Origin of the sequence: Desulfallas thermosapovorans DSM 6562, from assembly GCF_008124625.1 — a bacterium.
Taxonomy (GTDB): domain Bacteria; phylum Bacillota; class Desulfotomaculia; order Desulfotomaculales; family Desulfallaceae; genus Sporotomaculum; species Sporotomaculum thermosapovorans.
Genome location: NZ_VNHM01000017.1, coordinates 43,561 through 54,949, shown reverse-complemented (window position 1 = coordinate 54,949; position 11,389 = coordinate 43,561). Strand labels below are relative to the sequence as shown.

Below are 11,389 nucleotides of genomic sequence, written 5' to 3'. Positions count from 1 at the left end.
CCGGTACTAATAGGTCGAGGGCTTGACCAGCAAAAGGCGGAGGTTGGAAATTGGAGGTTAGAAGTTGGAAAGACTACTAGCGCCAAGGATAATCCAACTAAAGTGAAAAAGCCTGGGCTTTAAAAAAACAAATCGCTGTGCAGTTTTGAAGGGATAAGGAGTTTGGTTATCCAATTTCCAATTTCTAAATTCAAACGTCTAATAAGTTTTCCGGTGACCATACTGGAGAGGATACACCCGTTCCCATCTCGAACACGGAAGTTAAGCTCTCTAAGGCCGATGGTACTTGGGCTTATGCCCCGGGAGAGTAGGTAGTTGCCGGAATTAATTTTAGTAAGCCTCCTGGTTTTAGACCAGGGGGCTTATATATTATCCAGCACCTAAGTGTTTGACACATTAACTTTTATGTAAGCGTTAATTAGAAAAGTATAAAATATAAAAAGCCCGTCACACATCCCCGCAGGGACGAAAGCGACGGGCTGCTTCCGCGTTGCCACCCTGGTTGACCCACCAACAGCTTATAAATGATTCTTCAGCCATGTATTGAAAATCCGGGGTATGGCTATGATAAATATGGTTTGTAAAATTTGTTATGTTACGAATAGAAAAGGATTGGTGGGTTACAAATGAAAATTGAAAATGATAGGCTTGCCAGGGGTTTAATTGCGGGATTAGCAGGCGGTGTAATTATGAACATCATTAACCTAACGTCATATTATCTTAATATTGCTGAGTTGCGCTTTTTAGATTGGGCGTCACTTGTAATATATGGTACCAAGCCTTATAGTGTGTTAGAGGCAATTTTTGCCCAAATGGCACAGCTTGTATTTGTAGGTTTGCTGGGGATAATCCTGGCTTATCTGATACCCGTTGTAACAAGTAAAAACTATCTTTTGCGCGGCTGGCTATACGGTGTGTTGATATGGTTTTCATTATATGGGCTGTCTTATTTATTCAAAATACAGGCAACCATTCCGCTGCGCCTTGACTCTGTGTTAACAGATCTGATAGCTGCTTCGGCCTTTGGGTTGGTGACGGTAGAAATATTATGGCGGCTTGACGTGGACCGGGTCAATAAAGCCTGATAAGCTGATTTATATGTTTAACGATTTTGGCCATCGTAGTGTTCAGACATGTTCACCACTTGTAAGTTATTATTGATTAGAACTGTCCCGGTAAAGGGGTAGGAGAGCAGGTCGTTGCCGGAGATAATTCCAAATAGACCTCTTTCGAAAAAATGAGAGAGGTTTGGAATGGCTTGGGCCATTCCAAAACCTCTTGGAGAACTGGTGTACTGCGATATGCGTAAAATTAGTCAGTTAAAATACGTTCCTCCCCTGTAATAGATGGGCTGTGGTAAATATGTGATCAATATCATAGCAATCAGCTATAATATACTTTAAAATATTAGTGAATAGCGACGTGCAGCTCCCGGCTAAAAGAGCTAAAAACAAATTGCCGAAAGAGGTTTTGATGATGAAAATAATTGTTTTAATAAAACAAGTACCGGGAACGGCAAATACCCGCATGGATCCAAAAACCGGGGTAATGATTCGTGACGCGGGCGAAACCATATTAAACCCGCTGGATGAACATGCCCTTGCTGAAGCTGTTGTAATCAAAAAAAGGAATCCCGGTGCCGAAGTTATCGCCCTCACCATGGGACCTCCATCCGCGCAAAAAGTGCTCAGGGAAGCTTGCGCCAGGGGCGCCGATAAAGGAATTCTACTTTCCCACAAAGCCTTTGGCGGCTCTGATACCGTGGCCACGTCCCGGGTTCTGGCGGCGGCCATTGGTAAAATTGGCGCATTTGATATTGTTCTGGCTGGAGAAAAAGCCACCGACGGGGAAACCGGGCAAACAGGCCCCATGACTGCGGCATTGCTGGATATTCCGGTGGTAACCTTTGTGCACCGGCTGGAAGTAAATGATAATCATATAAACGCCCGGCGTATCTTGGAGGAAGGCGTAGAAGAAGTTAGGGTCAAACTGCCGGCACTGGTGACAGTGGTTAAGGATATTAACAACCCCCCGCTGCCTACCTTAAGGGGCTACATAACGGCCAAAAAATTATCCTTTCCGGTATGGGGGCCTGCCGAGCTGGGGGTTGAAGAGAATACCCTGGGTCTAAAGGGTTCCCCCACACGGGTGGTAAAAGTATTTACCCCCAAGCTATCCAGGCAGACTACCTTTTATACTGCCGATACGGAAGAAAAGATGTCCGAAGCGGCCCAGACCATATTAACGGCACTCCAAAGCCGTGGTCTAATGGGAGAGGGGGATAGTTATGGAAGCTAATCCGAATGTAATGGTGCTGGCGGAAATACGCAACGGAAAAGTGCACGACTTGACCTGGGAAATGATCACCTGGGGGAGAAAACTTGCCGGTAAACTTGGCGTAAAGGTGGACTGTGCAGTGCTGGGTGCCCGGCAGGATGATTTTCAAAAGCTGGTTCACTGGGGGGCGGACCGGGTGCTGGTGGTAACCGGCGGTAAGCCGGACGGTTTTCTGGTCACCTCTGCGGCCCGCCTGCTGCTGGAAACTATCCGCGCCGAGCAGCCCGGCATAGTAATAGCACCGGCCACCACTTTTGGGAGAACGGTTATGCCCATCACGGCGGCAAGGCTGGCTACGGGTCTAACCGCTGACTGCACCGAGCTGGATATAGACCCTAAAGACAATTTGCTGTTGCAGACTCGACCGGCTATTGGCGGTAATATTATGGCCACCATTAAAACCGCCCGTACCAAGCCCCAGATGGCCACCGTCCGGCCCCGCTCCATAAAACCCGGCGTATATGACCGGTCAAGGAGGGGTGAGGTGATTACCAGGCAATATAACACCGGTGATAATTGGCAGGAGAAATTAGTATCCTTTGTACGCCATGAGGAAAAGGATATTAACCTGGAAAATGCCGATATTGTGGTTACGGGCGGTAAAGGGATGAAAAATAAAGAGAATTATCTACTGTTGGGGGAGCTGGCCGATTTGCTGGGTGCCGGCCTTGGCGCCACCAGGGTTGCCGTGGAAGCCGGTTGGGCCCCCTTTGCCCGCCAGATAGGGCTTACAGGTAAAACTGTGTCTCCCAAAGTATATATTGCGGCCGGGGTATCGGGCAAAATACAGCACCTGGCAGGTATGATTACCTCGGAATATGTCATTGCCATCAATGAAGATGTCGACTCACAAATTTTTAATGTGGCCGACCTTGGTATAATTGGCGATGCCCCCACGGTGATCGCTCATTTAATCCAGGCCGTTAAAGCCCAAAAGAAAACAAACGGGAGGCACGGTTAAAGTGGATGATAAATTTGCTCACATAGCCCCAAAGCTCACAGCTTTACTGGGCCGGCAAAATGTTACCTTGGATAAGGAAAGGATTGTGGCCAGGCCGGCTTCAAGTGAAGAAATAGCGGCTGTATTCAACCTGGCCAGGCAATCGGGTATGACCGCCTGTGCGGCCAAATACGCAGTGGGTCCCGGCACAGGGGCCGCCCGCCAGGAAGATATTTTAATATCTTTGGATAGAATGGACCAAATCCGCCTGGACCTTGACCAGCTTATTATTGCTGCCCAGCCCGGTGCTGAGGTGGATGAAATTATTGACACGGCTCGAGAGACAGGATATTTTTTCCCGGGTAGAAATTGCCAGCATAAACAGGCAACCGTTGGGGACAACGTGGCCGCTTGTTTTACCGAAGGCGAACCCGACTTTAAGTGCCTCACCGCCTGCCTGTGCGGCCTGGAACTGGTACTGGCCAGTGGTAATATAATAACCGTGGGCGAACGATCAGCCAGGGATTTGGATAATTACCAGCTTACCTATATTTTAGGGGGCTATAGGTATGAATACGCGGTGATCAGCGGCATTTACCTGAAACTGCTGCCCGGGCGCAGGGAACAGTACTGGCTGGTCATGAAGTACCGGGATATGGATATGGTTCCCGGCGTGTGGCCATTGCTATGGCAACAATACCGCCGGGAACTGGATGCCGTTGTTGCCGTGAAACTGGACAATTACCCGGAACTGGCGGACATAATGCGCCGATGGGCACCCGATCTTGCACCTGAATTTTATGAAACCGGTGGGCCACCACCGGCAACTTGCATGCTGGTGTCCATAAACTGCCCGCCGGGGGAGTTGGAGCTGGTTATGGAGATGCTTGCCGGTGGCGGGGGCAGCTTTGCTGATGCTGTAATAGCCGGGGACACGTATCAGAGGCAATTGATGACCAGTTTTTACGACACCTTACTGGAAAGTCTTGAAGCGGATCCCGAGTTATCACGCAGTAGTGTAGAGGAACAGAATCACCAGCAAATTGAAACCGGGCGGTTGGCCGCCGCATACTGGCTTAAAGACGCGGGCAAAGTGCGGTTATTTTATAGGGGCGAAAGACCATGAAGATATTATAAGTTGATTTTTAAAAAGACCTCCTGGTTTTGTGCCGGGGGGTTTTTAGTATGACTGTGTATAGCAGGATTTCACGGTTTTTGTTTTTAAAGAAAGCATCATACTTGATAAATTTTGTTTAATGATCATAACCCCTACTTTTAAGTATAATATCATTGTTATACTGACCGGTATTTTTATGGATAAAATCAATTGTAGTTTTGCAAAGTTTTCTGTGCGGTATATTCACACATATTAATTGGGGGATTAGAAGATGCATATAAAAAAAGTTCCGTATCCATAAACGATATTTTAAACAGTACTAGCAACTCCATTGTTGCCATAGACAGAGATGGTGTTATTATTTACTGCAATAAAATGGTTGCTGATTTTTTGGAACTTCCCGTAAATAGTATTATAGGCAGGCACGTAAAAGAGTTTTTTCCCGCCACCGGTATTCTCGATGTCCTGCGGGACGGTATACCGCAATTGGGTCGCAGGTTGAAACTTAAAGGCGGCACCTATATTACCAACCGTAATCCAATTAGGATAAATGGTGAAATTTTGGGGGCTGTAGCAGTTTTCCACGATATTACCAATTTACAAGTACTAATTAACGAGTTACATAGCGAAAACGAAAGGGTACGGGAACTTCAGGAAAGATTGCAGACTATTCTGGAGCTCTCCACCGACGGAGTTATAGCTGTAAATAAAAATTACATCATTACCATGGTTAACCAGGCTTTTGCCAGTTTGTTAAATAAAAAGGCTTCCGATTTAATTGGCAGGAATGTTTATGATTGCTATCCTAACCCACAATTCCCCCGGGTTATGGAAAAGGGAGTGCCCGAGTATGGATACATTATGAATGTAAACGGGCATGATATTGTGGCCAACCGGGTGCCAATAAAAAAAGGCGACGAAATTGTCGGTGCCCTGGGTGTGGTGGCTTTTAAAAATGTCAACGACCTTTATGCCCTGGCGAAAAAAGGTGGACAGGCTCCGGGAGGAGTTGGATTATTACGAGGGCGAGCTTGACCGTGTATACAAGGAGAGGTTTGGTTTAGATAAAATCATTGGTGAAAGTCCGGAAATCAAATTATTAAAAGAAACCACTGGACGGGCGGCTAAAACCAGTTCTACGGTACTTATAAGGGGCGAAAGTGCGGGACGCCAAAATAACCCAAATTTATGAGGGTACTAACCAGATTCAGCGCAAAGTGATAGCGAAAAACTTGCTTAAAGATTGATAAGTAAAATAAGCATTATAAAGGGGAGAAAAGAACGGTATGCAAATAAATAAAGTAATGGTAGTAGGAGCAGGGCAGATGGGTTCGGGCATTGCCCAGGTAGCTGCAGTTGCCGGGTTGGAAGTGTTACTCAACGATATTAAAGATGAGTTTGTCCAGCGCGGCCTGGGTATTATAGAAAAAAACCTGAGTAAAAACGTTAGCAAGGGAAAAATGGACGCGGCGGAAAAGGAAGCTATTTTAAACCGGATCAGCCCCTCCACCAGCCTTCAAGATGCTGCTGGCATTGATATTGTAATTGAAGCGGCTGTGGAAAACATGGAAATTAAGGGCAAGATATTTAAAGAATTGGATGAGATTACACCCAAGCATGCTATTTTAGCCACCAACACTTCTTCCTTGCCCATTACGGAAATTGCCGCCGTCAATGGTCGCCCGGAGAAGGTAATCGGGATGCATTTTATGAACCCGGTACCTGTGATGAAGCTTGTTGAAACAATTTCAGGTCTAAATATTTCTATAAGTTATTGCTGAATGTTTACTTTGTCAAAGGTTAATTGTATTGTCACAAGTTGAAATATAGCAATGTCGCGCAATTGACAAATTATATGTCCGCCAAGAGACTGAATTCTTGTCACCAATGCGACATAATTAATTTGAATTATCTGATATTTTCATCACAGTTATAAGAAATAATAATTATTGAGTATAGGGGTACGGGTATGGGAATAGCAATACAAATAAACGAAACGGAATTTACCGGCAATACTGTATACAAAGCGGACCCTGTACTAACCGGTGCGGAAAAAACCTTAATCAGGCAGGCCGGGACAGTGGTGCGTTATCCCAGGGGGCATGTATTATTTGCAGCCGGGGATATTGCAGACAGGGTATACCTGCTGGAAAGCGGGTGGGTAAAGATATACAGAATCTCAGCCGACGGCAAGCGGGTGAATGTGGGCAGTATGCGAAGCCCGGGGGAGCTTATGGGACTGGCAGAAACTCTGTTGGGCGTTGAACGCCTTTGCTTTGCCGGAGCGATTAGTAACGTGACCGTGGTGGTGCTAACTAAAAATAATTTTGAAAGGCTAATGGCCAAACACCCTTCCCTGGCCGTGAAGGTAGCCACGTTATTAGCCATCAGAATGCGGGAGGCCGAGGGTATCATCCATGAGATGGTATGCCACCAGGCTCCCAGCAGGCTTGCCCATATACTGATCAAGATGGCGGAGCGGATGGGCGAGCAAACCAAGAATGGTATTAAAATCAATCTCCAGTTAACCCACGAGGAACTGGCCAGTATGGTGGGGACATCCAGGCAAACAGTAACCTCTTTGTTAAATACCTTCAAAAATGAGAATAGCATAGTTTACGAGGGGAGAACGATTAAAATTATTAACCCGGACAAATTGGCCAGGTGGCTTGATTGTTAATCCAATGTACGCAAGCGGAACTCGCGCTTAAATTTTCGACTTCCCGTGTATTTGGTTAACATTATGGCATCACCGGCAGTGGATAAAACAGCTGGTCCCCGCCAAAGGCGGTGACCAGCTGCTCTTTTTGTCGTAGGCCATGTTATTGTTGGGGGTACTGCTGTTGCTGCTGCATTGGTGCATGGGAAATAAAGTTTTGCGGAGTATCAGGCAGTTGATACCAGCCCCGCTGAGACATGTAGGTATAAAGTTCGTAAGACATTTCAATGCAGTTGCGGGCCATGCTGGTTAACGCAGTGCGGATATGCGGCTCCGAGCATTCCAGAGCGGCCCGGGTGACTGTACTGGCACCGTGCTTGTGGAGCTGCAGTGCCCCTTCCGCGATGGCACGGTCGTTGAAACTAGCGGTGGTGGGCTGGGTGCCGGTTTGAGTTTGCATACCCATCCGGACATCTGTGTGGGTGGGCGTTGACATGCTCATCCCCTGGTTGCCGGTGGTGTACTGCATGGAGTAGGGCGCGGCACCGGTTTGCCCGGTAGTGTACTGTGGCGCAGTCCACTGGGTGCCGTAGGTGGCCGGTGCGGAGGCGGTGGTAGTCATGGTGCCGCTTGTTATGGACATGGTGGTGGGCATGGGGATATTGCTGGTGTCCAGCCCGTGGTTTTGCATCATTTGGGTCAGTCTCTGGAAACTGTCCAGGGCATGCCTTTGCTGGCGGTCCAGTATGGAACGCAGTTGCTGGTCCTGGCAGTTGCCCATGTAGAGATTGTAATGGTCAATCATGCTGGCGCTGCTGCGCAATACTTCACTGATTACCATTGCTTCGCGGGTTCCTGTTTTCATGGAATTCCTCCCTTTGCATAGTGATAGCATTGTCGCTGTTTATTATTCAGGTATTTGCCGGAAATTATGCAGGGAAGGGAGAAGTTCACTGTGAGAGCAGTGATTTCGGGCTATATTTTATATATTGAACTATTAAGATAATGTGGTTACTTTAATAAACTTTAAGCCTGACCCCGTTACGGGAGCCAGGCTTTTTAAGGGGTGCGGTGATTAACCGATACCCATCTTGATTTTTTTCTCTTGCTTTATACCCAGGCCGATGGAGGCTATTTTGCGCCGGACAAAGGCCAGCTGCATTTGCAGGGGCAGTTCCATGGGACAGTTGTCGTCACAGGCCATCAGACCCATGCAGCCGAAGGCACCTTCCTCGGAACCCACCACTTCAAAATATTCCTCAGGGGTGCGCTCGTCCCGGGGGTCTACCATGAACCTGGCCACCCGGTTGATGCCTGCTGCGCCCAGAAACTCGTCCCGGATATTGGCGGTGGCGCAGCCTGCTATGCAACAGCCGCACTCAATGCAGCGCTCCGCTTCATAAATTTCCAGGGCGATTTTGTTATCCATGCGTTCTTCCTCTTTCGTGGGGTCAAAGGTCTTACTGGTATGCACCCAGGATTCGGTCCTTATGGACAGGTGCCTGAACCAGGTGCCGGTGTCCACGGACAAATCACCGATCAATTTAAACACTGGCAGCGGGAACAATTTAATTGTCCGGGGCAGTGTACTGGTCAAGGTTTTACAGGCCAGCCGGGGACGACCGTTTATAATCATGGCGCATGAACCGCAAATGGCGGCCCGGCACACAAAATCAAACATCAATGACGGATCCTGTTCTTCCCGAATCATATTCAGGGCCACAAATATGGTCATGCCCGTGGTTTCCTTTAGTTTATACGTTTGCATACGCGGCTTGATTTCGGGTTTGGCAGGATTATAGCGAAATATTTCAAAGGTTAACTCACGATCAGCCATTATTTGCCTCCTTTTGATTGAGCCGAGGATTCGCCGTAACCGCGGTCTCCCGGTGGCAGTTCGGTGATCTTGACAGGCTCATATTTCAATTCGGGCAGATCCGCGCCGTCCGGCCAGTAAGCCAGGGTGCGCTTCAGCCAGTTGACGTCGTCCCGTTTGGGGTAATCCTCCCGGGCATGACTGCCGCGGCTTTCGGTACGCATCAGCGCGCCGTAGGCTATGCACAATGCCAGGCGTACCATACCGGGCATGCGCAGCGCTTGAGCCAGTTCCGGGTTGGGTCCTTCTCCGTTGGACCTTAAGCCAATCTTCAGTGAGCGATGGTATACTTCCCGCAGGTTGTCGACTGCTTTTTGCAGGTCTTTACCGTTGCGGAAAATGCCCACGTAATCCATCAGGTTCTTTTCCATGGCGTTGCGGACTTCGTAAACGTTTTCTTTGCCGTTCCAACCGTGCACCAGTGCTTTGATGCGGTTTTCCTGTTCTTTAACGGCGTCATCAACCAGTTTGTAATTATATGATATGGTGGCGTCCTTGGTGTACTCGGCCACCTTTTTACCGATAATCCGGCCGGCGGTAATGGTTTCAGCCAGGGAGTTGCCGCCCAGGCGGTTAAATCCGTGCAGGTCCCAGCAGGCCGCTTCGCCTGCGGCAAACAGGTTTTTAAGGCCATAGGCCGCGCCGTCTTTGTTGGTACGCACGCCGCCCATGCTGTAGTGCTGGGTGGGGCGCACGGGTATTAAATCTTTCACCGGGTCTACACCGGCAAAGTTGCGGGCAATGTTGGCGATTTCCCGCAGGTTGGTATTAATGTGCTGGGCGCCCAGGTGCCGGATGTCCAGCCACAGGTGCGGCCCGTAGGGGCTGTCTACACCATAGCCGGCCCGCATGTGTTGAGTCATGCGGCGGGATACCACGTCCCGGGAGGCCAGTTCCTTTTTCTTGGGCTCGTAATCGGGCATAAACCGGTATAAATTTTTATCCAGCAGGTAACCGCCGTCGCCCCGGGCACCCTCGGTGATCAATATCCATACCGGCACCATGCCCGTGGGGTGGAACTGCACGGCTTCCATGTTTCCCAGGGGTACAACGCCCGTGTTCAAGGCCACGAACATACCGTTACCTTCGTTGATTACCGCGTTGGTGGAGGCGCTGTACAGCCGTCCGTAGCCTCCGGTACAGATGACGGTTGTTTTGGCAATGTATACCCTTAAGTCACCGGTGCGGAGGCAGCGGGCCACCACGCCGATGCACTGTTCTCCATCGTGAATAAGGGAGATGGCCTCGGTACGGTCATGTACCGTAATGCCCAGTTTGAGCACCATGCTGTCCATGGTGTACTGCAGGGTATGGCCTGTGCCGTCGGCGGTATAACAAGTCCGCCATTTGGCGGTGCCGCCGAAGTCCCGGGCAGTGATTAAACCCTCTTTTTCCTTTTTCTCTTCAATCACCCGTCCGTCGGGCAGTTTACGCTGGCCCGCCACCACCCGGCTCCAGGGTACGCCCCAGATGGCCATCTCCCGCACCGCCAGGGGTGCGTTTTCCACGAATAGTCTGGCCACTTCCTGGTCACAGCCCCAGTCGGAACCTTTGACGGTGTCTGCAAAGTGTACGTCGGGGTTGTCGCCTTCACCCATGGCGCAGTTGCCCAGAGAGGCCTGCATACCGCCTTGAGCCGCGGTGCTGTGGGAACGTCGCGGCGGTACCAGGCTGAGCAATATTACGTCATGTCCATGCATAGCCGCTTCCACGGCAATTCTCTCACCGGCCAGGCCCGCACCTACGATTAGTACATCTGTGATATGGGTTTGGTATATGCTCATAGGGTACCTCCTAACTGGACAAAGACCACCATTGCCGCCAGTCCCAGAACAAGTATAACGGCGGTGATAGCTTTGGAGACATAGCTGATGGGTTTGCGGGGGAACCAGCCCCACTTGACGAATTGACGGTAAATGCCGAACCCGGCGTGGTATTCACCTACAAGAAGCAGCACCAGGTAGAACCACCAAAAGGCTTCCATACGCTGGGCGCTGGTGAAATCGCGAATGGGCCAGCCTGTCACCACTAACCAGACGTGGATACTGGCCAGCACCAAAATGGCCATGCCTGTGATGGCTTGGAAAACCCAGGTCCAGGTGTCGGTGTGGCGCAGCATTTTAGCATGCTGCCAGATAATGCGCTGTTCCTGCATCCGGGTGGGTATACGGCGTCCCGCGATAACAAAATGCATGAGGGCAACCACAACAACAAACGGGATGCCGATGTAGGAAAGATAATAAGTATCCAAAAATTCGGATAATGAATTAAATGTTTCCGGTGAGATCAAAATAGTGGCTACGAAAAGCATATGGGTCCATAAAAATCCCACCAAGATAAGCCCGCTGGCCAATTCAACCAGATCGAGGTATAAATCGGTTTTGTTGCTTTTAGACAGGGTTCTTTGTAGCAACAGCTTCTTCTCCTTTCTTGTTGGGGTTATAGCCGTTTTAGGCAATT

General features: G+C 49.3%; 10 protein-coding genes, 1 rRNA gene and 2 pseudogenes. 9 read left to right on the top strand and 4 right to left on the bottom strand.

From position 1 onward, the window contains the following. Positions 1–209 precede the first annotated feature (209 nt). From rrf to LX24_RS12720, 9 genes and pseudogenes are all read left to right on the top strand, one after another. Positions 210–324, top strand: a 5S ribosomal RNA gene (gene rrf / locus LX24_RS12765). A 302-nt stretch (positions 325–626) separates the two neighbouring features. Continuing rightward, positions 627–1,085, top strand: coding sequence for a hypothetical protein (locus tag LX24_RS12760; protein WP_166512533.1), 459 nt, complete (start codon positions 627–629; stop codon positions 1,083–1,085). Between the two features lie 388 nt (positions 1,086–1,473). Further along, entirely contained in the window at positions 1,474–2,298 is an 825-nt protein-coding gene (locus LX24_RS12750; RefSeq protein WP_243131736.1) for an electron transfer flavoprotein subunit beta/FixA family protein, read from the top strand. After that, positions 2,288–3,298, top strand: coding sequence for an electron transfer flavoprotein subunit alpha/FixB family protein (locus tag LX24_RS12745; RefSeq protein ID WP_166512530.1), 1,011 nt, complete (start codon positions 2,288–2,290; stop codon positions 3,296–3,298). Before LX24_RS12750 ends, LX24_RS12745 begins: the two co-directional genes overlap by 11 nt. 1 nt (position 3,299) lies before the next feature. Then, complete coding sequence (locus LX24_RS12740) at positions 3,300–4,403, top strand: FAD-binding oxidoreductase (protein WP_166512529.1); 1,104 nt, start codon at positions 3,300–3,302, stop codon at positions 4,401–4,403. A gap of 240 nt (positions 4,404–4,643) precedes the next feature. Then, positions 4,644–5,429: a PAS domain-containing protein gene (locus LX24_RS12735; protein ID WP_341473575.1), complete on the top strand. Its 786-nt coding sequence runs from the start codon at positions 4,644–4,646 to the stop codon at positions 5,427–5,429. 125 nt (positions 5,430–5,554) lie between these two features. After that, positions 5,555–5,641 (top strand): annotated as a pseudogene (locus tag LX24_RS12730) (acyl-CoA dehydrogenase family protein); the annotation flags it as partial. Positions 5,642–5,680: 39 nt separating this feature from the next. Then, positions 5,681–6,160: pseudogene (locus LX24_RS12725) on the top strand (3-hydroxyacyl-CoA dehydrogenase NAD-binding domain-containing protein); the annotation flags it as partial. A 203-nt stretch (positions 6,161–6,363) separates the two neighbouring features. Continuing rightward, on the top strand, positions 6,364–7,074 hold the full coding sequence (locus tag LX24_RS12720; protein ID WP_166512526.1) for a Crp/Fnr family transcriptional regulator: 711 nt from the start codon (positions 6,364–6,366) through the stop codon (positions 7,072–7,074). A 142-nt stretch (positions 7,075–7,216) separates the two neighbouring features. On the opposite strand, the gene LX24_RS12715 is transcribed toward LX24_RS12720, so the two are convergent. The 4 genes from LX24_RS12715 to LX24_RS12700 all read right to left on the bottom strand — a co-directional run bounded on the left by LX24_RS12715 (position 7,217) and on the right by LX24_RS12700 (position 11,342). Then, on the bottom strand, positions 7,217–7,918 hold the full coding sequence (locus tag LX24_RS12715; protein WP_166512525.1) for a spore coat protein: 702 nt from the start codon (positions 7,916–7,918) through the stop codon (positions 7,217–7,219). Positions 7,919–8,128: 210 nt separating this feature from the next. Beyond that, entirely contained in the window at positions 8,129–8,890 is a 762-nt protein-coding gene (locus LX24_RS12710; RefSeq protein ID WP_166512524.1) for a fumarate reductase iron-sulfur subunit, read from the bottom strand. After that, positions 8,890–10,713: a fumarate reductase flavoprotein subunit gene (locus LX24_RS12705; RefSeq protein WP_166512523.1), complete on the bottom strand. Its 1,824-nt coding sequence runs from the start codon at positions 10,711–10,713 to the stop codon at positions 8,890–8,892. Before LX24_RS12705 ends, LX24_RS12710 begins: the two co-directional genes overlap by 1 nt. Then, positions 10,710–11,342 (bottom strand): succinate dehydrogenase/fumarate reductase transmembrane subunit, encoded by a 633-nt coding sequence (locus tag LX24_RS12700; protein ID WP_243131735.1) that lies wholly within the window; start codon positions 11,340–11,342, stop codon positions 10,710–10,712. The genes LX24_RS12705 and LX24_RS12700 overlap by 4 nt, the downstream gene beginning before the upstream one ends. Between the last annotated feature and the right edge of the window lie 47 nt (positions 11,343–11,389).